22 protein-coding genes and 1 tRNA gene are annotated in these 25,216 nt (G+C 63.1%); 14 read left to right on the top strand and 9 right to left on the bottom strand.

Going from position 1 to position 25,216, the window contains the following annotated elements:
* Positions 1-27 precede the first annotated feature (27 nt).
* Complete coding sequence (locus C2I35_RS04310) at positions 28-804, bottom strand: transporter substrate-binding domain-containing protein (protein WP_103761736.1); 777 nt, start codon at positions 802-804, stop codon at positions 28-30.
* A gap of 139 nt (positions 805-943) precedes the next feature.
* Between C2I35_RS04310 and C2I35_RS04305 the strand changes: the two genes are divergently transcribed.
* Positions 944-1,924, top strand: a complete 981-nt coding sequence (locus C2I35_RS04305; protein ID WP_103761735.1) for a LysR family transcriptional regulator — start codon at positions 944-946, stop codon at positions 1,922-1,924.
* A gap of 183 nt (positions 1,925-2,107) precedes the next feature.
* Here the strand turns inward: C2I35_RS04305 and C2I35_RS04300 are convergent, their stop codons facing one another.
* A complete protein-coding gene (locus C2I35_RS04300) occupies positions 2,108-3,094 on the bottom strand; it encodes a response regulator (protein WP_170067108.1) in 987 nt (328 codons plus the stop codon).
* 957 nt (positions 3,095-4,051) lie between these two features.
* Between C2I35_RS04300 and C2I35_RS04290 the strand changes: the two genes are divergently transcribed.
* The 3 genes from C2I35_RS04290 (at position 4,052) to C2I35_RS04280 (ending at position 7,068) form a co-directional block, all read left to right on the top strand.
* Positions 4,052-4,675, top strand: coding sequence for a class I SAM-dependent methyltransferase (locus tag C2I35_RS04290; RefSeq protein WP_245890385.1), 624 nt, complete (start codon positions 4,052-4,054; stop codon positions 4,673-4,675).
* 24 nt (positions 4,676-4,699) lie between these two features.
* Positions 4,700-5,392, top strand: coding sequence for an N-acyl amino acid synthase FeeM domain-containing protein (locus tag C2I35_RS04285; RefSeq protein ID WP_103761731.1), 693 nt, complete (start codon positions 4,700-4,702; stop codon positions 5,390-5,392).
* A gap of 212 nt (positions 5,393-5,604) precedes the next feature.
* Complete coding sequence (locus C2I35_RS04280) at positions 5,605-7,068, top strand: sensor histidine kinase (RefSeq protein WP_103761730.1); 1,464 nt, start codon at positions 5,605-5,607, stop codon at positions 7,066-7,068.
* A 293-nt stretch (positions 7,069-7,361) separates the two neighbouring features.
* Here C2I35_RS04280 and C2I35_RS04275 read toward each other — a convergent pair.
* Positions 7,362-7,451: transfer RNA gene (locus tag C2I35_RS04275), tRNA-Ser, on the bottom strand.
* A gap of 202 nt (positions 7,452-7,653) precedes the next feature.
* Here C2I35_RS04275 and C2I35_RS04270 point away from each other — a divergent pair.
* From C2I35_RS04270 to C2I35_RS04225, 10 genes are all read left to right on the top strand, one after another.
* Entirely contained in the window at positions 7,654-8,592 is a 939-nt protein-coding gene (locus tag C2I35_RS04270; protein WP_103761729.1) for an SPOR domain-containing protein, read from the top strand.
* Between the two features lie 14 nt (positions 8,593-8,606).
* A complete protein-coding gene (locus tag C2I35_RS04265; protein WP_103761728.1) occupies positions 8,607-9,773 on the top strand; it encodes a D-alanyl-D-alanine carboxypeptidase family protein in 1,167 nt (388 codons plus the stop codon).
* Positions 9,770-10,396, top strand: a complete 627-nt coding sequence (gene tmk, locus C2I35_RS04260; RefSeq protein ID WP_103761727.1) for a dTMP kinase — start codon at positions 9,770-9,772, stop codon at positions 10,394-10,396. The genes C2I35_RS04265 and tmk overlap by 4 nt, the downstream gene beginning before the upstream one ends.
* A complete protein-coding gene (locus C2I35_RS04255) occupies positions 10,396-11,553 on the top strand; it encodes a DNA polymerase III subunit delta' (RefSeq protein ID WP_103761726.1) in 1,158 nt (385 codons plus the stop codon). Before tmk ends, C2I35_RS04255 begins: the two co-directional genes overlap by 1 nt.
* A gap of 22 nt (positions 11,554-11,575) precedes the next feature.
* The gene (locus C2I35_RS04250; RefSeq protein ID WP_103761725.1) at positions 11,576-12,382 is read left to right on the top strand and encodes a TatD family hydrolase; all 807 of its coding nucleotides are present in this window, start codon (positions 11,576-11,578) and stop codon (positions 12,380-12,382) included.
* Positions 12,382-13,179, top strand: coding sequence for an MBL fold metallo-hydrolase (locus C2I35_RS04245; protein ID WP_103761916.1), 798 nt, complete (start codon positions 12,382-12,384; stop codon positions 13,177-13,179). The genes C2I35_RS04250 and C2I35_RS04245 overlap by 1 nt, the downstream gene beginning before the upstream one ends.
* Positions 13,180-13,183: 4 nt before the next feature.
* On the top strand, positions 13,184-14,113 hold the full coding sequence (locus tag C2I35_RS04240) for an AEC family transporter (protein WP_103761724.1): 930 nt from the start codon (positions 13,184-13,186) through the stop codon (positions 14,111-14,113).
* A 137-nt stretch (positions 14,114-14,250) separates the two neighbouring features.
* Positions 14,251-14,805 (top strand): RNA polymerase sigma factor, encoded by a 555-nt coding sequence (locus tag C2I35_RS04235; RefSeq protein WP_103761723.1) that lies wholly within the window; start codon positions 14,251-14,253, stop codon positions 14,803-14,805.
* Entirely contained in the window at positions 14,802-15,428 is a 627-nt protein-coding gene (locus C2I35_RS04230; protein ID WP_103761722.1) for a hypothetical protein, read from the top strand. Before C2I35_RS04235 ends, C2I35_RS04230 begins: the two co-directional genes overlap by 4 nt.
* Before the next feature lies 1 nt (position 15,429).
* Positions 15,430-16,722: a S8 family serine peptidase gene (locus tag C2I35_RS04225; RefSeq protein ID WP_103761721.1), complete on the top strand. Its 1,293-nt coding sequence runs from the start codon at positions 15,430-15,432 to the stop codon at positions 16,720-16,722.
* Positions 16,723-16,801: 79 nt separating this feature from the next.
* Here the strand turns inward: C2I35_RS04225 and C2I35_RS04220 are convergent, their stop codons facing one another.
* The 6 genes from C2I35_RS04220 to C2I35_RS04195 all read right to left on the bottom strand — a co-directional run bounded on the left by C2I35_RS04220 (position 16,802) and on the right by C2I35_RS04195 (position 25,129).
* The gene (locus tag C2I35_RS04220) at positions 16,802-18,034 is read right to left on the bottom strand and encodes a mandelate racemase/muconate lactonizing enzyme family protein (protein WP_103761720.1); all 1,233 of its coding nucleotides are present in this window, start codon (positions 18,032-18,034) and stop codon (positions 16,802-16,804) included.
* Positions 18,035-18,255: 221 nt separating this feature from the next.
* Positions 18,256-19,341, bottom strand: a complete 1,086-nt coding sequence (locus C2I35_RS04215) for a zinc-binding dehydrogenase (protein ID WP_103761719.1) — start codon at positions 19,339-19,341, stop codon at positions 18,256-18,258.
* Between the two features lie 53 nt (positions 19,342-19,394).
* On the bottom strand, positions 19,395-20,633 hold the full coding sequence (locus C2I35_RS04210) for a TCR/Tet family MFS transporter (RefSeq protein ID WP_103761718.1): 1,239 nt from the start codon (positions 20,631-20,633) through the stop codon (positions 19,395-19,397).
* Between the two features lie 80 nt (positions 20,634-20,713).
* Positions 20,714-21,502, bottom strand: a complete 789-nt coding sequence (pcaD, locus tag C2I35_RS04205) for a 3-oxoadipate enol-lactonase (RefSeq protein ID WP_103761915.1) — start codon at positions 21,500-21,502, stop codon at positions 20,714-20,716.
* A gap of 87 nt (positions 21,503-21,589) precedes the next feature.
* Positions 21,590-23,548, bottom strand: a complete 1,959-nt coding sequence (locus C2I35_RS22290; RefSeq protein ID WP_211286108.1) for a phosphatase PAP2 family protein — start codon at positions 23,546-23,548, stop codon at positions 21,590-21,592.
* A gap of 375 nt (positions 23,549-23,923) precedes the next feature.
* Positions 23,924-25,129, bottom strand: coding sequence for an endonuclease/exonuclease/phosphatase family protein (locus C2I35_RS04195; protein ID WP_103761914.1), 1,206 nt, complete (start codon positions 25,127-25,129; stop codon positions 23,924-23,926).
* Positions 25,130-25,216 lie beyond the last annotated feature (87 nt).

Genomic DNA, 25,216 nt, shown 5'->3' with positions numbered 1-25,216 from the left:
CCTGCGATGGCGGCGGGGCGAAAAGGTTTAGCGGATATCTGCGCCGACCCACTTTTCAGCGAGTTCGAGATAGGTGCCGTCTTCCATCATGGAATCGAGCGCCTCCTGCATGGCGGCGGCGAGTTCGGGGCTGCCTTCGCGGATGGCGATGCCCGCGCCGAAGGGGTCGGTCGTGGGATCGGCGAACATCTCGTATTCCTGGCCTTTCTCGCCCATGGCGAGGATGGCGGCGATGGAGTCGTTCACGATGGCGTCGACGCGGCCATTCTCGAGCTCCAGCAGCAGTTCGGGCAGGCCCTTGTAGGTGCTGACGTTGTAGCCGCGCTCGCGCGCCCAGTCCTCGTGCGTTTCTCCCAAGGTCAGGCCGACCTTCTTGCCTTCGAGGTCCTCGAGGCTGGAGATGCCCGAGCCGGGCTGGGTGAAGATGGCGCGCTTGTCGGAATAGTAGGGGCCGACGAAATCCACGACCTCGTCCCGTTCGTCGGTGATGGTCATGGAGCCGACGATGGCGTCGTACTTGTTGGAAAGCAGCCCGCCGATGATTCCATCCCACGCGGTGGTGACGATCTCGGCCTCGAGTCCCATGCGCTTGGCGATCTCGGTGCCGATGGCGGGGTCGAAGCCCACCACCTCGTTCTGGTCGTTGACGAAGTTGAACGGCGGGTAGGCGCCGGACATCGCGATGCGGATGACACCCTTTTCCTTAAGGGTTTCAAGTTCTTCCGCGGCAGCGGGCGCGAGGCCGGCCACGGCAAGGCCCATGGCCACGACAGCGGATTTCAGAACGGTTCGGCGGAATGTCATATGTCTCTCCATGTTGGTTTTAAGTGGCGGGTCTTTCGCCCGTGCAGCATCGGCGGATTGCACCGCTCCTGCAAAAGCCTTGCATGGGGGCGGCTATCGCGCAAATAAATAATAAGCATCCTGATTATAGGTGAAATCTATGAGCTTGCCGCAGCGCCCCCGCTTTCCCTGGAACCTGGACTGGAACCTGTTGCGCACCTTCATGGTGGTGGTCGAGCAGCGGGGCATCTCGAAGGCCGCGACCCATCTGGGCCTGAAACAGCCCACGGTGTCGGCGGCGCTGAAGCGGCTGGAGCAGGCGATCGGCAAGACGCTGGTGATCCGCAAGCCCAACGAGTTCACCATCACGCGGGCGGGGCAGGTGCTTTATACCGAATGCGCGACGATCTTCGGTACGGTGTCTCAGATCCCCGCGATCCTGGACGAGGACAATGCCGAGTTGCGCGGGCATCTTTCCATCGCGATCACCAGTTCGGTCATCTCGGAGCATTTCGACAGCATCCTGAACCGATTTGCCCAGGCGCATCCCAGCGTGACCTATTCCTTCACCGTCTACGAGAGCGACGAAGTGGAGACGATGATCAAGCTGAACCGGGCCAGTTTCGGGATATGCCTGTTGTCGAGCGTGCCCAAGAGCCTGATGACGATGGTGCTCTACCGCGAGTATTTCGGGCTGTATTGCGGGGCGCGGCATCCGCTGTTCGGGGCCGAGGAGATCAGGCCCGAGGACCTGGAGGGGGGGCCTTTCGTGGCGTTCCAGACGGAAGCCGAAGGTGGCCCTCTGGAGGCGATCTCGAAGCTGCGGGCGCGGCTGAATCTGTCGCGCGACTGGCGCGGCGTGTCGTCGAGTCTGAACGAGATCCGGCGCATGATCATGGCCAATGTGGGGATTGGTGCGCTGCCGCTGCACGTGGCGGCACAGGACGTGGCGGCGGGGCACATCCGGCAGTTGCCGCCCTATGACAATCTGCCGATGGTGAGCATCTACCTGCTGAGCAATCCCGCCCGCCGCCGTTCGGAGGCCGAGGCGAAATTCCTGGAAGTGATCGAGAGCGAGCTGTCAACCATCGGGATCGCCGAAAGAACCTATGGCACAATGGACGCAGATGAGGGGTGCTGATAGCGCGATCCGGCGTTAGCGATTGTCTGTTTTGATCGGAGAAGGGCGTTTTCAGTACGGATTTCGGGGCGCTTGCCGTTCGGCATGCTTTTTGCCGTCGCTCTGACAGGTTGCTCGTGTGGCAGCTTCAGGAAAACCCGAAGCGATTCATGGCGACATTCGGAGCAGTATAGCTTGGAGTCTCTAGAACCCCATGCTGTCCTTGTCGTACCAGAAATCTTCCAGGTTGCGAGCGTGGCGCCCGCTTTCGCGCTCCGCGCTTTCGTGCGCCGTGGCCAGCGCGTCCACCGCGCTCTGGCCTGATTTCCAGACCAGGCGAACCTGCTCGCCGGCCGAGACGAACGCATTGATCGGCGTGCCATCGTTCGAATAAAGCTCCATGCTGCGCAGGATCAGGTTCACCTGATCCGCCAGCTTATCTGGACTCAATTGCGATCCGTATTCCAGGACGCAGAGGTAGGTGCCGTTCCCTGCATAGGAAATCAACGCTCCGAACTCTTCGAGTGCGACAGATATCGCCTCGGCCACGTCGGTCACGATGCACTCGTATTCGTAACGGGATGATTTCCGGTGCAGTTCTTCGATGTCCCGGATTGTGAACCCGATGATGGACGACCCGAACAGCTTTTTTCTCGACATCAACGACACGTAGTTCTCAAGCGCGAGATACGTGATGCACCCGTCCACGTCCTGTACGAAAATCGGTTCATGCAGCGCAAGCGTCGTGGACCCGTCCCCGAGCGGCTCTGGCTCTGCCTTGGACCTGGCGCTGATGGCGGTCTGCCGGCTGCTTTTGGACAGATCGTTGATCAGCTGGATACGGCCGCGCAGGTTGTCGACATCGAACGGCTTGGTGATATAGTCGCTGGCCCCCGCCGCGAAGGCCCGGTCAATGTAGGATTTGTCGGTCATTGCCGTGAGCATCAGGATGGGCGTCAGCTGATACTCGGGGCGCGCGCGGAGCGTCCCGCAAAGCGAGATACCGTCGGTGTCCGGCATCTGGATATCGATGAGGAAACAATCGATCGCCGGGGTCTCTGGCTTGTCCAGTAGTTCCAGTGCCTCTGCGACAGACGTGGCCGTGGTCACGGTGTGGTCGCCGAGCGTCTGGATGAGCAACTGAAGCAGCTCGAGGATTGTCGGTTCATCGTCTACGGCAAGTAGATGCATTTCCATTGCTCCTTGCAGGTCACGCATTTCCCGGACCTGTTGCTGACTGTTGCGGCCTTGGTCGCCTGCTTACAGTTATGACCTTGAGAAATCGGCCAAATTAAGACAACTTTAAGGAGTTTTAAGCGGCCACGGGATTGTCGTGGCATCCCGCGACGCGTCCGCAAATGCCGGGCGCTGCGAGGCGCACGCGGCAGGCCGCAAGTGCGGTATCTCGACCAACAACGGCCCGCACGCATTGACCGCCACCGGGTCCGACACCAGGCCACGGCCTGCCGTATATCCCGACGGGGCGGCATTAATATTGTCGTGTGACGCCACACCAAGGAAATGTGCAACCAGGTCCAGAACGACCGGGCCGTCAGTATAGGGCAGTACGAACATCAAGACTCCACGTTCATCGCGCTCCAGCGCTTCGTGGGGCTTGTCGCCGACGATTTCGGTTGTTCTTTGTCAAAACCGGGAAATTTTTGCTCCCGTTTCGACGCCCTTGCCTTAACCTGGCCATAGTTCGGCTCAGGGACCGCCCCGAGATGCGGATGTCCAACGGATTGCCGGCCAATAATGCACTGATGGGTTGATCGCCCTGTATTCCTCGACCTGCACACCACGTGTGTCGAAGTTGAGCCCTAAACCGAACAGGTGATGTGGCCGATTTGCATCAAAACTAACCTCGAGTGGAAACAATAGGTGTTGAATCAACCTTTTGTCGCCGCGGTGTGTTGCAATGTCGATCTGAAATATTAAGAATTTGCTAATGATAATATTGGCCTGCGATTGATTTCGCACCCAGTTTAGAGGCTGCACAATTGCCGTCTCATGTGCTTTGGGAAGGACGTGGTCGTCTTGAGTGCTGGTGGAACAAATAGTCCTGATCACGCGTCGAACGCTGATTGGAGCGCCTATGCGACAGCCTACGACCTGTTGTCGAGGCACAATCCAGAGTACAAGGCGTTAATGCAGGAGTTCGAAGACTTCCTGGCAGGGACCGACACGCCGAAGATCATCTACGACGTCGGCGGCGGCACAGGAAACTACACCGAGATCGCGGCGCGCCTGTGCGCTGACAGCAGTATCTGCCTCGTCGAGCCCGACCCCGGAATGATGCAGGCCGCAAAGGCGAAACTGTCCGGGCACAAGAACGTCACGTACCAGAATGTCGGACTGGAAGGCGTCGAAGTACCGGATGGCGCCGATCTCGTCATAAGTGTGCATTCCCTATACGCTATGCCGGACCCGGAGCACCGGCTTGCCGACATCCGCCGGATGCTGCGTCCGGGCGGAATTCTCTACCTCGTCGATCTCGGCCGTCCGATGGATGTCCGGGACTGGCGCAATTTTCTGTTTTCCAGGATCCGGCAAGAACACGGCCTGTTCGGTGCGCTCAGAATCTTTTGGCAGGGACGGCAGATCGCCAAGCAGAACAAGGCCATCTTCAAGGCACAGCGAGACGGTACGTATTGGACGCACACCGCGGCCGAGATTGCGTCGGCCGTCACCGCGGCAGGCTTTGAGATCATCAACCAGCGCTCTGTCTATCGCGGCTACAGCGACCTTCTGGTGTGCCGTGCGACGCCCTGAAACCGCAGCTTTGAAGGATCAACCATGAATGAGCAGGTCATCGCGGCTCTCGAGCAGTCCCGCTACGAGGTTCTGACGAACGACGACGACGCCATGGAAGACGTCTTTCGCCTGCGGTACTCTTGCTATCGCGCCGAAGGAGCCGTGACCGCAAGAGCGGACCACAGGATGACCGACCCGTTCGACGAATCCGAGAATTGTGTGCATGTCGCAGTCAGGGTGGATGGCAAAATATGGTCGGCTGTCCGATTGCATCTCGTGTCGAAACTTTGCCAGACATCACCGACGCTCGAGGTCTTTCCGGAACTTCTGGATGATCTCAAGAAGAGGCGAACCATTCTCGACCCGACGCGTTTCGTGATCTCTCCAACTGCCAGACAGAAGCGGGTTCCGCTGAACTTCCTGACGTTGCGCATTCCGTTCCTCGCGTCGATCTTCTACAACATCGACTTGGCCCTGGCCCCGGTTCGCGCCGAGCACACGGCGTTCTACTGTCGCTACCTCGGATACAAACCGGTACTGGAACCCCGCAGTTATCCCGGGCTGGCGAAACCTATACAGCTTCTGACAGCCAATTTCCGGGAACAGCGCGAAGCGGTCCTGGCGCGCACGCCGGTTTTCGGTCCGCTGAAGGATATTCCTCAGGCGAGCATCGAGTTCCCCTCACTTTCGGGCGTATATGCCTCTTTCAAATCGGGCAACTCCGAAGCGGCGTAACCTTCGGTCGCAGTGTCGGACCGCAATCTGAGCGACGCATCAGGGACGGGTTTGTGCGCTCGTTTGGCGAGGAACCGCTTAACGAGAGTTCGTGCATGGGCATTTCTGCCTTGGCTTGTCCGGCGAAATGCCGTTTTCTGCCCAATTAACGGCAGAATTTAAACAAATAGGTTCATTATGTTCTGGCAACTCCTGTAGAAGCAGAGGCAAACATGAGAACGCTACTGAGGACTTGGTCGGCACCAAGAGACTGGTTCGCTTCGCAAGGCCGCGAACAACGGATCAAGGACTATATGGCCCTGTCCAACCAGTTGATCTGGCAACGGCAGGCGAGCTTCTTCGCGGCAGCGCTTTTGGCGGCCTTGTATTTCGACCCGATCTCGATCTTCGCGTGCTACGGCGTCGTCGTGCTGACGGAAATGCTAGACCAGATCCTCGGTGTGCACGCCAAGGCGTGGGACGGCGAAGATCCGGTGTTCGGTCGGAAACTTCTGAGACGCATCGCCATCAACACCGCCATCAGCGCCATGGCGATCAGCGTCTTCATCGCCAACATAGCCTTTCAGCAAACAGAGGGCGGCCAGTTCACCTCGCTGTTTTTCCTGTTCTCGGCATCGCTCTTCGCGGCGATGTACAACAGCCAGATGATCGGCATCCTCATACTGCGCCTTTCGATCTACAGCGTCACGTTTCTCTTCATCGCGCTCCTGGACCTCGTGCGTTACGCTCCGCCGCTCACATCGCCGATCTGGCTACAGTTCTTCACGATCATGTTCGTGCTTTATTTCATCGTGGACATCTCCGCGAAGTTCTACCGCGGCTACCAGGACCGTTTGCGGCAAATGCAAATGATCGAGGAAGACCACGAGCGGACCAAGGCGGCCTTGGAGGTCAAATCGCAGTTTCTTTCCACTGTTAGCCATGAATTACGCACGCCGCTCACCTCGATCATCGGGTCGCTCGAGTTGGTCAAGAACGGCGTGCTCGGAGAGCTGCCTCAGAATTTCGCGCCTGTTTTCGACATTGCCACCAAGAACAGCCGCCGGTTGGCTAACCTGATAGACGATTTGCTCGACCTGCAGAAGATCGAAGCGGGCGAGATCGACTTCCAAATGGAGCCGATCTGCGGCAACGACCTGGCCAGAGAGGCCGTCGACTCCATGTCAGGCTATGCCAGTATGCTCGGGATCAAGCTCGAGTTACATGCCTGCAAGGACGAATGCCGGATCATGGGGGACCAGAAACGGCTGATACAGGTGATGAACAATCTTCTGTCGAATGCCGTTAAGTTCTCCAAGGACAATGGCGCCGTGAAGGTGTTTGTCGAAAACGTTGAAAGCCGCGTTCGTATCTCGGTCGAGGACAAGGGCACGGGTATTCCCGACTTCGCGGAGGAACGCGTTTTCGGCAAGTTCAGCCAGCTCGATTCATCCGACGTGCGCAGGGTCGGGGGCACCGGCCTGGGACTTAACATTTCCAAACAAATCGTCGAAAGCCACAACGCGAATATCGGATATGTCAGCGCGCTTGGTACCGGCTCTACTTTTTATGTCGATTTCGAACGGCTTGAGGTCACGGACCGTGACGCGGCAAGTACCGAAAACATGTCGGAAAACGATTGTTGCGACGGGGGTGAAACAACTGCAGCGGCTACGGAAACTCGGAAAGCGAGTTAAAAAATGTTTTCCAGATCCATGAGGCGCAGGTTCCCAATTTTCGTAGTACCTTGACCAGCTGCATCTACTGGAAACCAAAATTGTTGAACCAATCAAAAGCAATAAACCCGGCCCCCTCGAAAGGGGCAGACCAAGTGTAGTCGCCGGCAATGAAAAACCACGAAGAAACTTTTATGACTTGGTTGGAGATTGGGCGCCTGGAATAATTACAGGCTCAAAATGCACCCGTCACTCTATCTCGATTTAGCGTTTCAGGTTTTTTCTCTTAAAAGCTTGGCGCCAAAGTGTCTCGGTGGCGGAGGCTCAGGGATTCGAACCCTGGGGACGCTTTCACGCCCGCCGGTTTTCAAGACCGGTGCATTCGACCACTCTGCCAAACCTCCGCGTTCGGTGTTGTTACTGTGGCTTTCGCGATTCTGAAAGCCGTGAAGTTCAGGGGAAATTCACCGAATCGGCTTTGTAGACTTTTCAGAACGGTCCCGAGCGGTTATTCTGTTGTCAATCGCAGGTTTCTGCGTGCTCGAGCAAACGCCGGATAACCGGCACCCGCACCCAAAATGGTGCATGACAGGCAAGGGACGAAACATGACATTTCAATGGATGGGCAAAGGTGCGCGCGTGCGCCTGATCACGGCCTCCAGCGTGATTGCGCTGGTGCTGAGCGGATGCACCGAGGGCGGAGAATTCGGCCTTTTCAAATCGCAGGCCAACGAAAATGAGGAGGTGACCTCTGCGGACAATTCGGTCAAGCTGATCGAGCGGGACGTGGAAGCGCCCGACGTGTTCCAGGTGACCGACAAGGGACTGTGGGATGGGCGCCCGTCGCTGGGCGGCGTATGGGTTGCGCACCCGGATGTGCAGGAGCCCGAGCGCGTGATCATCCGCAACACCAAGAACGGCAAGTTCGTCATTGGCGCGCTGTTCCGCCGCGAACGCAGCAATCCGGGGCCGATCCTTCAGGTCTCGTCCGATGCCGCCGACGCTCTGGGCATGCTGGCCGGTGCGCCGTCGCAGTTGAACGTGACGGCCCTGCGCCGAGAGTCCGCGCCGGACCCCGATGCGCTGGCCGCCGCCGAGACCGAGGGCGAAGAGGGCGCGCTGGCCCCCGCCGCGGTCGAACAGACCACGCTGGACCCGCTGGCCGGAGCCGCTGCTGCGATTGAGACCGCCGAGGCCGCCGAGCCCGTCAGGCCGGCAACCCAGACAGCCGGCGCCACGGCCGCTGTTGCCACCGAGCCGACGCCGGAACCGACCCAAGCGGCGGCGGCGCCGGTGCGCTCGAGTTCGTCCCTGTCGAAGCCGTACTTGCAGATCGGCATATTCTCGGTCGAGCAGAATGCGCGGAATACCGCCACCGCCATGCGGCAGGAAGGCATGGTTCCGACCGTTAAAAAACAGAGCTCGCAGGGCAAGACCTTCTGGCGCGTGGTCGTCGGACCTGCCCAGTCCAAGTCCGAGCGAAGTGTCCTGTTGAAAAAGGTCAAAGAGGTTGGTTTTGATGACGCGTACGCTGTAACCAACTGAACCGGACCCTGCCCATGACCTTACTTGCACGTTTCCTGGCCGCCTGTGTCGCGGTGATTGCGCTATCCTTGCCGGCGCAGGCGTTCGACACCAGCGCCAAGGCCGCGTATGTCAAGGACCTGGGCACCGGTACTGTTCTGCTCAGCCGGAATGCCGACGAGCCGCTGCCGCCGGCGTCGATGTCGAAGCTGATGACGCTTTACGTGGCGTTCGAGGCGATCCGCGACGGGCGGCTTTCCCTGCAGGAAAAGCTTCCGGTATCGCAGCACGCCATGAGCTATGGCGGCTCGACCATGTTCCTGGACACCACCGACCGGGTGAGCGTCGAGGACCTGCTGCGCGGGATCATCGTTCTGTCCGGCAACGACGCCTGCGCGGTGATTGCCGAGGCGTTGAGCCCGGACGGCACCGAGGCCGGGTTCGCCCGCTTCATGACCCAGCGGGCGCAGGACATGGGGATGACCAACTCGACCTTCGCCAATTCCAATGGCTGGCCAGCCGCGGGCCATCGGATGAGCATGCGCGACCTTGGGATCCTGGCCGAGCGCCTGATCAAGGACTTTCCGAACTTCTATCCGATGTTTGCCGAGACCGAGTACGAGTTCGACGGGCGCGCGCCGCAGAACACGCAGAACCGCAACCCTTTGCTGAAGCTGGGGATCGGGGCGGACGGCCTCAAGACCGGGCATACCGAGGCGGCGGGCTATGGTCTGACCGGATCGGCCGAGCAGGGTGGGCGCCGGGTGGTGTTCGTACTGTCAGGACTGGACACTGCTGCCCAAAGAGCACAAGAGGCGGAAGCCCTTGTGAACTGGTCCTTTCGCCAATTTGCCGAAAAAGAGATCGTCAAAGCCGGCAACGAAGTCTCGCGCGCAGAAGTCTGGATGGGAAGCGCGTCAACCGTAGGACTTACGCCCGCAGAGGACCTTACGACACTGGTGCCGGTCTTGGGTTCGGACAACATGACCGCCGAAGTGGTCTATGAAGGCCCGCTGAGCGCGCCCATCTCGCAGGGCGACGAACTGGCCCAGTTGGTCTTTACGCCCGACGGGCTGCCGGAGATGCGCGTGCCGCTGGTCGCCTCTGAAAGCGTTGCCGTGGGTGGCTTTGCCGTCCGGCTGAAGACGGTCGCGGGTGTGCTTTTGAAACGTCTGCAACAGGGGCCCGAGGGCGCGCTTTGAGCGGTCAGGGCCGTTTCGTCACTTTTGAAGGCATCGACGGGTCGGGCAAGTCCACGCAGGCCCGTCTGCTGGCCGAGCATTTGCAAGGCACGGGGCGCGAGGTCATTCTGACACGCGAGCCGGGCGGCAGCGAAGGCGCCGAGGAAATCCGCAAGCTGGTGCTGGAAGGCGATGCCGACCGCTGGTCGGCGGAGACCGAATTGCTGCTGTTCACCGCCGCTCGGCGGGATCATCTGGAACGGCTGATCGAGCCTGCGCTGGCGGCCGGGAACGTGGTGATCTGCGACCGTTTCGCCGATAGCACGCGCATGTACCAAGGGCTGAGCCGCGGGGATTTGCGCCACAAGGTCGACGCGTTGCACGACCTGATGATCGGGCGCGAGCCGGACCTGACGATCCTGATAGACATGGACCCGGGCACCGGGCTGGAACGTGCCCTGTCGCGCGGCGGCAGCGAGGAGCGGTTCGAGAGCTTCGGCGCCAGCCTGCAAGCGCAGATGCGGCAGGGATTCCTGGACCTTGCCGAGGAATTCATTGACCGGTTCGTGGTGATCGACGGCAATCGCGGGATCGAAGCGATTGCGGCGGATGTGCGGGCTGCGGTAGAACCGCGCCTGACATGATGGACCGTGACATTCCGCTTCCCGACCGCGTCGAAGGCGCGCCGCACCCGCGCGAGACTGCCCGCCTTTTCGGGCAGGACGCTGCGCAGGGGGCGTTTTTGCAGGCGTTCAACGCGGGTCGGCTGCATCACGGCTGGCTGATTCACGGCCCCCGCGGCGTGGGCAAGGCGACGCTGGCGTGGCGGATCGCGCGGTTCCTGCTGGCGACGCCCGACCCTGACGCCGATGGCGGCGGGTTGTTCGGCGATGCACTGCCCGCGCCCGACAGCCTCGAGATTGCCGAGGATCACCCGGTCACGCGGCGTGTACTGGCAGGGTCCGAGCCGGGGCTGCACCTCGTGCGGCGTGGCGGCCAGGGGACCACCGACAGCGACCGGCAGAAGAATTTCGAAGACGGCAAGTTCTCGCGCGAGATCCGGGTGGACGAGGTGCGCGAGCTGGCGGACTTCGTCAACCTGAGCGCCGTGGATGGCGGGCGGCGTGTGGTGATCATCGACGCCGCCGATGAGATGAACACTTCGGCAGCGAACGCGCTTTTGAAGATGCTGGAAGAACCGCCGGTGCGCACCACATTGCTGCTCGTGGCGCATCAGCCCGCGCGGCTGTTGCCGACAATCCGCTCGCGTTGCCGCGAATTGCGGCTGGAGCGGCTGAGCCCCGACAATGTGATCGCCGCGCTGGACCAGGCGGGGGTCGACCCCGGTGGCCAGGCGCCGGGGCTGGCGGAATTGTCGGGCGGTTCAGCGGGAGAGGCGGTGCGGCTCTACAATCTTGACGGCCTGAAGATCTATGCCGAGATCGTCGGACTTGCCGCCAGCTTGCCGATGCTGGACCGTCCCCGTGCGATAAAGCTGGCCGAAGCGGCGGCACAGCGCGGAGCGGAGCAAAAGCTGGATCTGCTATTGACGCTGGTGGACATGTTCCTGGCCCGCGTCGCACGGGCAGGGGCCACCGGGATCCTGCCACCCGAGGCCGTCGCGGGCGAGGCAGAGGTCATCGGCAAGCTGGCGGGCAGTCCGGTGCAGGCGCGGGCCTGGGCTGACTGCGCGCAAGAGGTGGGTGCGCGGGCGCGTCACGGGCGGGCGGTCAACCTTGACCCTGCCGCGCTGGTGCTTGATACGGTGTTCAAGTTGCAGCAGACCGCTACATCCCTCTGAACACCGTCAATTCCAAGGCCCCATGACCGACCAAGTCCAGATTACCGACAGCCATTGCCATCTTGATTTCGAGACCTTCGACGAAGAACGCGGCGACGTGGTCGCTCGCGCGGTCGAGGCCGGCGTGACGCGGATGGTCAGCATCTGCACCAAGTTGAGGCTGGAGCCTCAGGTGCGGGCGATTGCCGAGGCGCATGACGAGGTGTTCTATGCCGCCGGGACGCACCCGATGAGCGTGGCGGACGAGCCTATGGCGGGTGTGGACGAACTGGTGAATTTGGCCAAGCATCCCAAGTTCGTCGGCATTGGCGAGACCGGGTTGGACTACCACTACACCGCCGAGAGCGCCGATGCGCAACAGGAAAGCCTGCGCCTGCATATCGAGGCGGCGCGCCAGACCGGCCTGCCGCTGATCATCCATGCGCGGGATGCCGACGAGGACATGGCGCGGATCCTGGCAGAAGAGCACAAGGCCGGCGCATACAGCTGCGTGATGCATTGCTTTTCGTCAGGTGCAGCGCTGGGCAATACGGCGCTTGATTTGGGGTTCTACCTGTCGATGTCGGGGATTTCGGCCTTTCCCAAAAGCCAGGAACTGCGGGATATCTTTGCCACGGCCCCTGTGGACCGGATCCTGGTGGAAACCGACGCGCCGTACCTCGCGCCGCCACCCTATCGGGGCAAGCGCAATGAGCCGGCTTACACGGTTCACACGGCCAAGGTGGGGGCGGAGGTGTTTGGCATGGACTGGCCAGACTTTGCGGCGCAGACGCAGGCCAATTTCGACCGGCTGTTCTGGAAAGCCGCCCAGTGGAAAGCCGCTGCCTGATGGGGGAAACACGGTTCACCATCCTTGGCTGCGGATCGTCGGGCGGCGTGCCGCGGTTGGGCGGTCATTGGGGCGATTGCGACCCTGAGAACCCAAGGAATTATCGCCGCCGCTGTTCGATGCTGATCGAACGGGAAGGCGAGGCCGGCACGACACGCGTGCTGATCGACACTTCGCCCGACCTGCGCGCGCAGCTTCTGGACGCAGGTGTCGGCACGCTCGATGCGGTCGTCTACACTCACAGCCACGCCGACCACGTGCACGGGCTGGACGATCTGCGCATGATCGTCTTCAACATGCGCCAGCGCCTGCCGGTCTGGGCCGATGGCGACACGCAGAATGCGCTTTATGCGCGGTTCGGCTACGCCTTTACCCAGCCCGAGGACAGTCCCTATCCGCCGATTCTCGACATGCACACGATCAAGGGTGACGTGGTGATCGAGGGGCAGGGCGGGGCCATCACCCTGCGGCCGTTCGAAGTTAATCATGGCTCGATCGAGGCGCTTGGGTTCCGGGTGGGCGATTTGGCGTATCTGCCGGATGTGGCAGAGATTCCCGAGGATAGCTGGAAGGTTCTGGAACACCTGGATTGCTGGATCCTCGACGCGCTGCGCCGCACGCCGCACCCGACGCATTCCCATCTGGAGCAGTCGCTGGAATGGATCGAGCGTGCCGCCCCACGCCGCGGCGTGCTGACCAACATGCATATCGACATGGATTACCAGACCCTTGTCGACGAAACCCCCGACCATATCACCCCGGCCTATGACGGCATGGTGATCACCTACAAGGACTAGCCCGGTGCAGGCTCTGCTGGACATTATCCTGCCGGTCTTCATTATTATCGGCTTCGGCTACGTGTCGGTCTGGCGCGGATGGTTCAGCCAGAGCGGCGTTGACGGGCTGATGACCTTTGTCCAGAGCTTCGCGGTTCCCTGCCTGCTGTTCGTGGCCATCTCGCGGCTGGACCTTGGTCAATACTTCGAATGGCGTGTGCTGCTGAGCTTCTATGCGGGGGCCGTGTCGGGCTTTGGACTGGGCATGCTGGGCGGGCGGTTCCTGTTCGGGCGCCCTTGGGAGGACTGCGTGGCCATCGGCTTTTGCGGCCTCTTTTCCAACTCGCTTCTGCTGGGGCTGCCTCTGACCGAACGCGCCTACGGGCCGGACGCGCTGGAGGCCAACTATGCCATTATCGCGCTGCATTCGCCCATTTGTTATGGCATCGGGATCACGGCGATGGAGATTGTCCGCGCCAAGGGGCTGGCGGGCTCGGGCCTCGTGATGCGCGTGTTGAAGGCGATGTTTTCCAATACGCTGATCCTGGGCATTCTTCTGGGCTTTGCCGTGAATCTCAGTGGACTGCCGTTGCCGGGCACGGTGGACGACGCGCTGGACCTTCTGGTCCGCGCGGCGCTTCCGGCTGCGCTGTTCGGAGTCGGCGGGGTGCTGGCGAGCTATCGCCCCGAAGGCGACTTGCGGCTGGTTCTCTACCTGTGCCTGATCTCGCTCGTGGTGCACCCGTTGGTTACACGGGTCGTGGGGCTGGCCTTTGACCTGTCTGTGGACGCGACGCGGTCTGCGGTTCTGACAGCGGCGATGGCGCCGGGGATCAACGTCTATATTTTCGCGAGCATGTATGGCCGCGTGATGCGCGTTGCGGCGACGACCGTGCTGGTGGCGACCGCGCTGTCGATCCTCACGGTCTGGCTGTGGCTGGGTCAACTGCCCTGATCGCGCCCGTTGGCCGGGCATCGAGAACGCCGGTCGAGCACAATTCGCATGTTAGGCTTTGACCGTGTGGGCGATCCCATTGCATCCTGTGGCGGGTGGCGCCTGCGACGGCGCGCAGGGGCAAGCGACGGTGCAGCATGCAGAACAAGGACCTGGCAGATCTTCTGAGGCGAATGGCCGACGGCGACCGGACCGCCTTTGCCGCCTTCTACAAGGAACTGGAAAAGCCGGTTTTCCGGTTCATCGTCTCGAAAATGAACGATCCGCACGAGGCGGCCGACATACAGCATGACGTCTTCATGGACATCTGGCGCTCGGCAGGGCGCTTCGAGGGAAGGTCGACGGTGAAAACATGGGTATTCGGCATAGCCTACAGGAAAACGATGGATCATTTTCGCAAACACAAACGGGTCGACCTGACCGACGAGATCGACGAGCGCGTCGATGACAGCCCCGATGCGGCGACCTGCCTTGCCTCGGCGCAGGAGGCGGAGCATCTGCGCTATTGCATGGACCAATTGAAGCCGCAGCACCGCGCGGCGGTGGAACTGGCGTTCTACCAGGACATGACCTATGGCGAGATCGCCACCGTGGCCGAGGTGCCCGAGGGCACGATCAAGACGCGGGTTTTCCACGCCAAGAAGCTGCTGCTGCATTGCCTGTCGGCGCGCATGAAGGAGGTCCGGTCATGAGCGATACCCCTGAACTTTCGCGCGACGAGATCGAGGCGCTGCTGGTCTTTCTGGCGAATGACACGTTGGACGGCGAGGAGCGCGCTGCCGTCGCGGCCGCCGTGGCCGCCGATCCGCAGCTGGCCGGACAGCTGGAGGCGCTGAAGGCCATGCGCCGTGAGATGCAGGCCGAGGAGGTGTCCTCGCCCGGTGAAATGGGCCTGGCCCGGCTGATGCGTGAGATCGACGCCGAGGCCGCCAGCCCGGTCGTGCCGCAGGCCGGTCTGCCGGAGGCGGCGAACCTGCCGACAGCGCCCGGCAGCTTCTGGAAGATCGCGGCGGTTGTCTTGTTCGGCCTGGTTGTGGCGCAAACCGCGTATATCGGGTATGATGGTGGAACTGATTTTGAACTGGCCGGTGGTGAAAGCCCGGCTGCAAGCGCGGAGTTCACGATCCGTGTGGCCTTTGCCGAGGATGCCGCGGAGGCGGAGATCCGGGCGCTTCTGCTGGAGCAGGGGCTGGTAATCGTGGACGGTCCGTCGGCGATCGGGCTTTACACGCTGGTCGCCCCTGACGACGCGGCGCGCGCCGAGGCTGTGACGGCATTGATGGCGCGCGACGATATTGTTGAAAGCGCTGAATGACATGACTTTTTTCCGCTTCTTTCTTGCCTTTGCAACGCTGTGCCTGACGCTGGCAACGATACCGCAGGAGGCGCGAGCGGCGGTGGCCGTGGCCGCGCCCGGCTGCGCCGGGACCTGCGGTCTTCCCGGTCTCGTCGAGGTCCAGCAGGGCGCCGGCGGACGGGGCGGGGACGCAGGCAACAACCCGCGTAAAAAACCGAGCGGTGGGCTGCGCCGGGCGGCAGGCGACGAGGTTGCGACCGCCGACGGCTCGCCGGAATACGTGTTGCTGGTCAACCGGGCGCAGGCCGCGGGCGCGGTGCAGGCCTTGGTCACCTCTGGCGCCACGTTGTTGCGCGAACGCCCCTTGCCGCAATTCGGTCAGCAGATGTATTTCTTTTCCTTCCCGCGCACCTTGACCCTGGCACAGGGGCGGGCGCTGTTGGCCGGCCGCACGCCGTCGGCGGTGCTGGACCTGCACAAGATCTATTTCCGCTCTGCCGGTCCGCGCGTTTACCACGCGCTGATGGTGGGCGACGCGCCGGGTCAGAGCTGCCGCGTGGGGCGTAGCATCCGCGTGGGCGTGATCGACGGTGCGGTCAATGCGGGCCATCCGGCCTTTGGCGGGGTGCGGATCGTGCGCCAGAGCTTTCTGCGCGAGGGCGCGCGCCGCACCGGGGCCAGCCATGGCACCGCCGTTTCGGGCCTGATCGCGGGCTCCAGCGGGGCCGGGCCGCTGGCCGGCCTGGCGCCGGGTGTGCAGGTCTATGCCGCCGAGGCGTTCGGGCTGGAAAAAAGCAGTGACGGCGGCCGGTTGGAGGCCGTGGCGGCCGGGCTCGACTGGGTGGTGGGCAGTGGGGTGCGGCTGGTCAACATGTCCTTTGCCGGGGCCAGCAACCAGGTGTTCGCCAAGTTGCTGGGGCTGGCGCAGAACAAGGGCGTGGTGATCGTGGCCGCCGCGGGCAATGACAGATCCGGTGCGCCGGTCTATCCTGCGGCCTCGCCCAGCACCATCGCGGTGACGGCGGTGGATGCGGGCGGGCGGCTCTATGGCCGGGCCAATTACGGCAAGCATATCGAGTTCGCGGCTCCCGGCGTGGACCTTTACGTGGCCTGGGGCAACGGCGGCAGCTATCGCTCGGGCACGTCCTTTGCGGCGCCCGTGGTGACCGCGATCCTGGCGCGGCGGGCGTCGCGCGGGGGGCTGTCGCTGAACGGCGCACGGGCGTACCTGCGCAGCACGGCGAAGGATTTGGGTCCCGGTGGGCGGGACTCGCACTATGGCTACGGCCTGGTGCAGTCCGGCGGCTGCTGAGTTTTGGTCCCACAAAGGATGTCCAGCACGATCAGACCATGAAGCGGTTAAGCTTGTCTTAAAGCGCCGCGACGGGTTCTCACTCGGCCTTGATCGGAGCCCCCCCGGCGAAGGAATTGCCATTCACGTAATCGCAGGGCGCGTCCTGCATTTGCAGGTGCAGACCGTCGCCTGTGAAGGGATGCGCGCGGGCGAGATCCTCGTCCACATCGATCCCCAGCCCGGGGGTTTCGGGCGGGATGATGAAGCCGTCCTCGATCTGAATTGTATTCTTGATCAAGCGGTTATGGAACTCCGTTTCGATGGTTTCGGCCATGAGGATATTGGGGATCGAGGCCGTGAGATGGATGTTCGCCGCCCATTCCACCGGCCCGGCATACAGATGCGGGGCCATTTGCGCGTTGTAGACTTCGGCCATGGCGGCGATCTTCTTGACCTCCCAGATCCCGCCCGCGCGACCGAGCGCCGGTTGCAGGATCGACGCCGCGCCGGAGCGCAGGACAGGCGCGAATTCGGCCTTGGTGGTCAGGCGCTCGCCGGTTGCGACGGGGATCGACGTGGCCGCGGCCACTTTCGCCATTTCCCCAACGTTATCAGGGGGAACCGGCTCCTCGTACCAGAGCGGATCATAGGGCTCGATCGCCTTGGCAAGGCGGATGGCGCCCGCCGTGGTGAACTGGCCATGCGTGCCGAAGAGAAGGTCGGCGCGGTCGCCCACGGCCTCGCGGATGGCCTTGCAGAAGGCGGCCGAGAGCGAGATGTCGGTGCCGGCGGGCATGTGACCGCCGCGCATGGTGTAGGGGCCGGCGGGGTCGAATTTTACCGCGGTATATCCGCGGCTTAGCAGGTCGAGCGCCGACTCGGCGGCCATGTCGGGCGAGGTCCAGAACGGGGTGATGTCGTGATCGGGCAGGGGGTAGAGATAGGTATAGGCGCGGATGCGGTCGTTCATCCGCCCGCCAAGCAGGGCCCAGACCGGCCGTTCGCGGGCCTTGCCGAGGATGTCCCAGCAGGCGATTTCCAGCCCGGAAAAGGCACCCATGACGGTCAGGTCGGGGCGCTGGGTGAAGCCCGAGGAATAGGCGCGGCGGAACATGAATTCAACGTTTTCAGGGCTTTGGCCTTGCATGTGCCGCGTGAATACGTCGGTGATGACGGCGGTCATGGCGTCGGGGCCGACGCTGCTGGCATAGCATTCGCCCCAGCCGATGATACCGTTATCCGTGGTCAGTTTCACCAGGATCCAGTACTGCCCGCCCCAACCCGGCGCGGGGGGCGAAGTGACGAGGATGTCGAGGTCCTTGAGTTTCATGAAGGTCTCCCTGCTGTCGGTGTCACGGTGGCCCGAGAGGCGCGACGGGGCAAGCCGGAAATCGGTACGATTCGGGCAAAGGGTTAACGGCGTCGAAAAGCCGAAATCCGTGTCGGTATCGCGTCGGTATCCGGGTGGTGTCGCGACGGTGCGCGTCGGGCGGACTCATTTTTTAACAGACCGTATGACGGTCGCCGGAAAATGCCGCGCCCGGTGGCGGCCTATCGCAGCATGATGACGTTGCGCCGGGCATTGCCGGTCTTGGTGTCCGCGATGGCGTCGTTGATCTGGTCGAGGGTCCAGCGGTTGGAGATGAGTTCGTCCAGTTTCAGCCGGCCCTGGCCGTAGAGGTCGATCATCCAGGGGATGTCGCGGCGGATCACCACGTCACCCATTTTCGAGCCGACCATGCTCTGCCCGGCGGCGGCGAAGTTGGCGGCCTCGTAAGTCGATTGGGCCCCCGTGGCAGGCATGCCGACCATGATGACCTTTCCGCCGCCCGCGATGTAGCGGGGCGCCTCGTCATAGGCGCGGGCGGCGCCCACGGTGACCAGTACGGCGTCGGCGCCACGGCCCATCGCCGCCTTGGCGGCGCGCCATGGTTTGTCCTGGGAGGCCAGCACGCCGTCGGTGGCGCCGAAGGCTTTCGCGTCGGCCAGTTTGTCCTCGGTCATGTCGACGGCGACGATGCGGCGGGCGCCGGCGATGCGCGCGCCCTGGATGGCATTGAGGCCGACGCCGCCCGCGCCGATCACCACCACGTCCTGTCCGGCCCGAAGCTGGGCCGCGTTGACCACCGCGCCGACGCCGGTGACGACGCCGCAGGCCAGAAGCGAGGCCGCGTCCATCGCCATGCCTTCGGGGATCTTCACGACCTGGGAGTGGTGCACGACCACGTCGGTGGCAAAGGCGCCGCAGGCCATGGCCTGGTGCAACTTGCCGCCATCCGCTGTCGACAGCGCGCCGTGATCGCCATCGAAGGGCGTTTCGCAGCCCGTGGGCCGGCCCGCGCCGCAGCTGGGGCATTGGCCGCAGGCGCGGATGAGCGTGACAACCACCGGGTCGCCCACGGCAAGGCCGGTCACGCCGTCGCCCAAGGCCGAGATGCGGCCTGCGGCCTCGTGGCCATAGACCGCCGGAAGCGACCCGCCCCATGCGCCGTCGGCATAGGAAATGTCGGAATGGCAGATCGCCACGGTTTCCAGCGCGACCTCGACTTCGTTCTGTTCGGGGGCGCGCAGGCGCACGTCCTCGACCACGAGGGGGGTGCCGAATTCGTGGCACACGGCGGCTTTGATGGTTTTCATGGTCCCTCCCGGAGTTCGTTAACCGCCAGCCTGATCGGTTTTTCCAAGCGGTTTCAAGGCCGATTGCGACCTGTCGCGGCGTAATCGGCGGATACGTGGCGCCTGCGGGTGAGAAAGAGGACGAGGCCAAGGGCCACCAGCAGAAGCGCGGCGAGGAAGGGGGCGCCGGGTAGACGGAAAGATGCATCGGGGCTCGTGAAGGCGGCGAAGATGTTGGTCATCATCAGCGGCGAGATGATCATGGCCAGCGCGCCGACGGAGGTGAAGATGCCCTGAAGCTCGCCCTGGGCATCGTGTGGCGTGCGGCGGGACATGATGGCCTGCAGCGCGGGCACGCACATTGCGGCCAGCGCCGAGATGGGCGTGAGGGCGAGTGCCAGCCAGCCATTGGAGATGACGCCCAGAACGGCGAAGCTGACGATCGCGAAGCCGAGGGCCAGCACCACGGTCCCGGCCTCGCCCAGCCGCGAGATGGTGAGGCCGATCAGCCCCGCCTGCACGGCGAAGATCGAGATGCCGAAGATGCCGAGCGAAAGGCCGATCATCGACGGGTCCCAGCCGAAGGCGGCGGTGGTGAAATAGGACCAGACGGCGGGGTAGACGTTGAACGCCAGTTGATAGAGCAGCAGCACGACCAGCAGGCGCCCGAGGCCGGGCAGGGCGCGGATCTGTTTCAGCGCGCCGAAGGGGTTGGCGCGGGCCCAGACGAAGGGGCGGGCGCGGTCGGGCGTGATGGTCTCGGGCAGCACCGCCAAGCCGAAGAGGAAGTTGGCGAAGGCCAGCGTTGCGGCGGCATAGAAGGGCGCGCGGGGGCCGAGATCGCCCAGGAAACCGCCGATCACGGGGCCGAGCACGAAGCCCATGCCGAAGGCCGCCGACACCAGGCCAAAGCCCGCGCCGCGTTTTTCCGGCGGCGAGGTGTCGGCCATGAAGGCCGCCGCCGTGGATTGCGTGGCGGCCATCATGCCGCCGACGAGGCGCCCGAGAACAAGCAGCCACATGGCGTGGGCCACGGCCATCACCATGTAGTCGAGTGCAAGGATCAGCAGCGAGCCCAGCAGGATGGGCCGTCGCCCGAAGCGGTCGCTGAGGTTGCCCACCATGGGTCCGAAGAGGAACTGCATCACCGCGAACAGCGAGGTCAGCACCCCGCCCCAGACCGCCGCCGAGGCAAGCGTGCCGCCGTCGATATCCATGATCAGCTCGGGCATCACGGGGATGATGATCCCGATGCCCATGGCGTCTATCACGACGGTGATCAGAATGAACGCGGTGGGCAGGCGCGACGACATGAAGGCTCCGGTCTGGGTCTTTGCGTTCGACTGTAGCCGGGGCCGGTCATGGCGGGAAGGGCGCGGTGTGTGTGGCCGGCTCAGATATGGCCTGTGTCAGTCAGGAACTGCGTCAGACGTGCGGCATAGGCGTCGGGCGCCTCGACGCAGGGCAGGTGGCCGGAGCGGCGCATCAGGTGGAATTCGGAGCCGGGGATCAGGTCCACCGTTTCGCGCACCAGGTCGGGCGGGGTGGCGCCGTCCTCGGAGCCGGCGATGCCCAGCGTGGGCAGGCGCAGGCCGCTGGTGGGGGTGTAGAAATCGGTGCCGGAGATGGCCGCCGAACAGCCGATATAGCCCTCATCCGGCTGGCTGGTCAGCATGTCGCGCCAGGTTTGCAAGTCGGGTGTCGCGAGGAAGTCGCGGGAGAACCAGCGTTCCATGGTGGCATCGGCCAACGCCTCGATCCCGCCGGACCGGACGGCATCGATACGGTCCTGCCAGAGCTGGTGGTTGCCGATCTTGGCCGCGGTGTTGGACAAGACCATGCAGCGGACGAGGTCGAGGCGTTTGACCGCCAGCCCCTGCGCGATCAGCCCGCCGATGGAGAGGCCGACGAAGGCGCAGTCGCGGACGTTCAAATGGTCCAGCAGCGCCTCGGCGTCGCGGACGAGCGTGCCCATGGCGTAGGGCGCGGGCGGCACGCTGGTCTGGCCGTGGCCGCGCTTGTCATAGCGGATGAGGCGTAGACCGGCGGGCAGGTGGGGCAGGATCGCGTCCCACAGATGCAGGTCGGTGCCCAGCGAATTGGCGAAGACGACAGGGGCGCCGCCCGCGTCGCCCTCGTCAAGGTAGTGGATGGATATATCGTTGAGATGAACATGCGGCATTGGCGCAGAGAGCCACAACATGCCGGCCTTGTCCATCGCGAACGGCCCGGGCAGGGAGAGCACCCGGGCCGCTGCTTGGGGCGGACGCTATTTGCGCCCAATCCGGCGGATCTTACCGTCGAACGTGGGGACAGACATGACAAAGTCGTCCGCCGGATAGCAAAGAGCCTGCTCTTCGAGGATGCCGATGGCGATCTGCTCGCCCATGCGCAGGCTGTCGTAATAGTCCGAGAAGTAGTGGACCCCGGCCATGTTGCGCCCGATCGAGATGTTGGCGGCGAGCTTGTTCAACTCGCCCTCGAGCGTGAGCGGGCAGCACGGGGTCTTCTTGTCGACAGGGTGCAGCACGACATGTTCCGCGATTTTCTTCTTCGTGTTCTTCTTGACCAGCTTGTAGGTGCCGCATGGCTTGAAGACGAGCTTGGACATCGGCAGGTGAACGACACAGTCCTTCTTGCAATGCTCGGCCTTCTTCTGTTCCTCCTTGGTCAACATCTCGCAGTGATAGGCGCCGGCCTCGACCACCTTGCCGGCGCAGAGGGCGTCATGGATCGCGGCCTTGTCGTAGAAGCCTGCATCACAGTCGGTTTCGTCTTTCGGGTTCGTGATGCGGACGAAGACCGTGGAGGTGTCGTAGAACGCCTTGATCATGGTCACGCAGGCCCCGGCGACGGTGGCATGGCCCGCACCGTAGGTCGGGTGCATGGGGGATCCCTCGCCGAATGCCATTGGGAGCAGCGCCGCATCGGCGCCGTTGCCGCTGGTCGGGTGGTTGTCGAGCGCGGTCAGGGTTTCGTTCAGCGCGTCACGCATGTCGGTGAAGCAGCCGCAGATCTGCGGGAAACGCTTTTCGATCTCATCGGCACGGGCGAGCCGGCCCGCCAGCGCCTCGGGGCGGAGCCGCAGGTGGACGTTGAACTTCTGGTAGCGCACGGCCTTGAGACCTCGCGTGGCGACCTCGGTCACGAGGCTGAGGATGTGAGGGCCGCCCCAGAGCGCGAAGCCGCCGGCGTTGTAAGGCACCTTGGTGCCGGTCGCGGCGTCGGTCATCAGCCGGTCGCCCGGCGGGCCTGACAACAGGTCGAAGGCCGGATCGAAGGGCGCCTTTTGGGCCAGAAGCAGCAGCGTGGCGTTCAGGTAGGCCTGGTAGAGCGCGTCGAAGTGGACATAGGTCGCCAGGTCGCGCGGCGTGCAGATGAAGCGGCGCTGATCCAGCGAAAAGTCCTGGATGCCGGTGCCGCCATAGCCGCGCTGCACGTCCAGCCACTTGTTCCAGGTGGTCATGTAGTCGTCGCCCTCTTTCGCCACGGGCACCGTCTGGTCGACAAGCTGGGCGCCGTACTCGATGAGGCCCTGTTCGGGCTTTTTCGCACCGGGCGAGGAGCCGATCAGCAGGAATTGCGACAGGTAGGGGCCGTTCAGCACGCCGGGGGAGGAGCCGCGAAAGACGGTGCCGGTCGACAAATTGCCGGCGTCGTCGGTCTTGCGCGGGCGACCGGGAAAGCCATCGGCCGCATAGGCGAGGTTGTTCAGCCGGTTGGCAGAGCCGCCCACGGCGGCATTGCCCGAGCCTTCCTCGAACGCGGTGAACGGCACGTCGCGGAGGATGGCAAGCTCGTAGACCTCGGCCATCTCGAAGGCCAGTTCGTCCGAGCAGAGTTCGGGCGCGGGGGGCATCGTGACGGCCTGCGAATCCGGTCCTTGCAGGTCGTGGACAAGGCCGGCGGTCGGTGCCTCCCAGAAGCGACGCTGCGGATTGGTGTTGCCGTCCGTGTCGGGGCCGCGCGGGACGGGCACCCGAGTGGTGAAAGGTTCGCAGAAGCCGTTGTCGATGGCCTTGCGGAACGCCTCGAAGTCGCCGGTGTCGGCGACGAGCCCGGTCGTGTTGTCGTGATCGAGCCCCTTGGTGAAGCTCATCGGATAGCAGGCGGCGCCGTAGCGGGCCTCGTCCGGGTTGGCGCGATGTTCGGGATGGTTTCGGTGCCTGGCCAGTTCGGCGGCTTCGACACGGACGCGATAGGTGGATTCTGCACGATCCTTGGGCATGGAAAATTTCCTTTGAATAATGTGCTTTGACCAGAAAACTGCGAACTTGAAATCAAAAAATCATTGCCAAAAAGGCGGTCGTTTAATCCCTTATAAATGACTCGTGGCCATGGGTCATGTCAACAGATCTTTATATTTCTAGTTGTTATTCGGTCAGACGTCGCAGCTTCGGCGGGTAAGCAGTTGGACCCGAAGACTTTCTCGCGAAGCCCAAATGAGGGGCCGTCGCCAGTCATTCCGGATGGCCGCATAATGCACGGCCACGCGCGTGAAAGGGGGGCGCCGAATCAGTGCGATACGTTCGCCAGTTCGTGCGGGACGAGGTCTAAGGCGAGAGCGGACCAATGGCCCGAAGCGAGCTTCACGCCGATAGTGTCAGCCTTTCATGCGCATATGCGCCATGATCTGGCCGTGGTCGGAGGCCAGCTTGTTATAGGGCGCCTCGGGGTGCGAGCCGTCGGTGAGATGGTCGTTGAAGACGCTGAAATAGGTCATGTCGCCGGTCCGGTCGGGATTGTCGGGGTGGAAGTGGCGGGACATGAAGATCTGGTCGATACTCTCGTAGACGCCACCGAAGGCCGAGGTGTAGACCATGTCGCGCAGGGACTTGCGCACGAACATCTTTTCCGCCGAGTGGAGCCGCACCCGCTCCACGTCCTCGGTGATCTGGCGGTTTTCCTCGTCGGAATAGCGGTCGGAGCGGTTTTGCGCGTCGTGGCGCAGCATCCACGAATAGTTCTTGAAGGGCGCCTCGCCGGTGATGATCTCGGACGAGACGGCATGTTCGCCGTCGTTGAAATCGCCCAGCACCATGACCGGGTGGCCGGATTCGATCTCGCGCACGACCTCGCGGCGCAGCACCCACGCCTCGGCCATGCGGCGGACCGTGGCGCGCAGCGCGCCCATGGCGCGGCCGATGGGATCGTAATGGGTGAGGTCCTCTTCGGGGGCATAGTCGGCGCCTTCGGGCTTGATGTATTCGCCCAGCTTGGATTTCAGGTGGCAGTTGAAGACGGTGACGACCTGTCCGCCCACCGGGATGCGGGCCTTGATGACGGGGCGCGAGAGGCGGCGCAGCACGTAATGCCCGGCGTCTTGGGCGCCCTCCATGCCGCGCAGGGGCTGGAAGGGGATCGAGAGCGGTTCTTCGAGGTCCTGGATGATCTCGGGCGTGCCCTGAAAGCCGAGCCGCGACAGGATCGCGACGCCGGGGCGGTGTTTGCCGGGCGCGCCGGTGTCGGCGGTGTTGGGGGCAAAGGCCAGCGTGGCGTTGTCATAGGGCGTGACGGCCAGTTTGCGGAAGATCGCCTTACGGTGATAGCGTTTTGAGCGGTCGGGAATGGCCGCGTCGTTGAGGGCGCGGGCGCGGATGGACGCCTCGTCGATGACGGCGTGCAGGGCGTCTTTCTCAAAGATTTCCTGGAAGCAGACCACGTCGGCGTCGAGCGTCAGGACCTGGTCGGCCATCCAGTCGAGTTTCCAGGCGTATTCTTCAGGGGTGTAGGACTGGAATTCGTAATATTCCTGGTCGGGGCCTATGAGGTTCTTGACGTTGAAGCTGGCGATGGTGAAGTCGGTCATGACGGGCCTTCTGATGGTGCTTCGGGTTGGGCCGAGGGCGTTTTCCGCGCGGAAAACGGGATAGAAAATGCGCATTTTCCTTCCCGG

Origin of the sequence: Roseovarius confluentis (assembly GCF_002917925.1) — a bacterium.
In the GTDB taxonomy this organism is placed as follows: Bacteria; Pseudomonadota; Alphaproteobacteria; order Rhodobacterales; family Rhodobacteraceae; genus Roseovarius; species Roseovarius confluentis.
This window is presented reverse-complemented; position numbering and strand designations above follow the sequence as displayed.

Excerpts from the sequence above, each read along its gene's own strand:
- C2I35_RS04310 (WP_103761736.1), bottom strand. The coding sequence starts at position 804 with ATGACATTCCGCCGAACCGTTCTGAAATCCGCTGTCGTGGCCATGGGC.
- C2I35_RS04305 (WP_103761735.1), top strand. The coding sequence starts at position 944 with ATGAGCTTGCCGCAGCGCCCCCGCTTTCCCTGGAACCTGGACTGGAAC.
- C2I35_RS04300 (WP_170067108.1), bottom strand. The coding sequence starts at position 3,094 with ATGCATCTACTTGCCGTAGACGATGAACCGACAATCCTCGAGCTGCTT.
- C2I35_RS04290 (WP_245890385.1), top strand. The coding sequence starts at position 4,052 with ATGCAGGAGTTCGAAGACTTCCTGGCAGGGACCGACACGCCGAAGATC.
- C2I35_RS04285 (WP_103761731.1), top strand. The coding sequence starts at position 4,700 with ATGAATGAGCAGGTCATCGCGGCTCTCGAGCAGTCCCGCTACGAGGTT.
- C2I35_RS04280 (WP_103761730.1), top strand. The coding sequence starts at position 5,605 with ATGAGAACGCTACTGAGGACTTGGTCGGCACCAAGAGACTGGTTCGCT.
- C2I35_RS04270 (WP_103761729.1), top strand. The coding sequence starts at position 7,654 with ATGACATTTCAATGGATGGGCAAAGGTGCGCGCGTGCGCCTGATCACG.
- C2I35_RS04265 (WP_103761728.1), top strand. The coding sequence starts at position 8,607 with ATGACCTTACTTGCACGTTTCCTGGCCGCCTGTGTCGCGGTGATTGCG.
- C2I35_RS04255 (WP_103761726.1), top strand. The coding sequence starts at position 10,396 with ATGGACCGTGACATTCCGCTTCCCGACCGCGTCGAAGGCGCGCCGCAC.
- C2I35_RS04250 (WP_103761725.1), top strand. The coding sequence starts at position 11,576 with ATGACCGACCAAGTCCAGATTACCGACAGCCATTGCCATCTTGATTTC.
- C2I35_RS04245 (WP_103761916.1), top strand. The coding sequence starts at position 12,382 with ATGGGGGAAACACGGTTCACCATCCTTGGCTGCGGATCGTCGGGCGGC.
- C2I35_RS04235 (WP_103761723.1), top strand. The coding sequence starts at position 14,251 with ATGCAGAACAAGGACCTGGCAGATCTTCTGAGGCGAATGGCCGACGGC.
- C2I35_RS04230 (WP_103761722.1), top strand. The coding sequence starts at position 14,802 with ATGAGCGATACCCCTGAACTTTCGCGCGACGAGATCGAGGCGCTGCTG.
- C2I35_RS04225 (WP_103761721.1), top strand. The coding sequence starts at position 15,430 with ATGACTTTTTTCCGCTTCTTTCTTGCCTTTGCAACGCTGTGCCTGACG.
- C2I35_RS04220 (WP_103761720.1), bottom strand. The coding sequence starts at position 18,034 with ATGAAACTCAAGGACCTCGACATCCTCGTCACTTCGCCCCCCGCGCCG.
- C2I35_RS04215 (WP_103761719.1), bottom strand. The coding sequence starts at position 19,341 with ATGAAAACCATCAAAGCCGCCGTGTGCCACGAATTCGGCACCCCCCTC.
- C2I35_RS04210 (WP_103761718.1), bottom strand. The coding sequence starts at position 20,633 with ATGTCGTCGCGCCTGCCCACCGCGTTCATTCTGATCACCGTCGTGATA.
- pcaD (WP_103761915.1), bottom strand. The coding sequence starts at position 21,502 with ATGCCGCATGTTCATCTCAACGATATATCCATCCACTACCTTGACGAG.
- C2I35_RS22290 (WP_211286108.1), bottom strand. The coding sequence starts at position 23,548 with ATGCCCAAGGATCGTGCAGAATCCACCTATCGCGTCCGTGTCGAAGCC.
- C2I35_RS04195 (WP_103761914.1), bottom strand. The coding sequence starts at position 25,129 with ATGACCGACTTCACCATCGCCAGCTTCAACGTCAAGAACCTCATAGGC.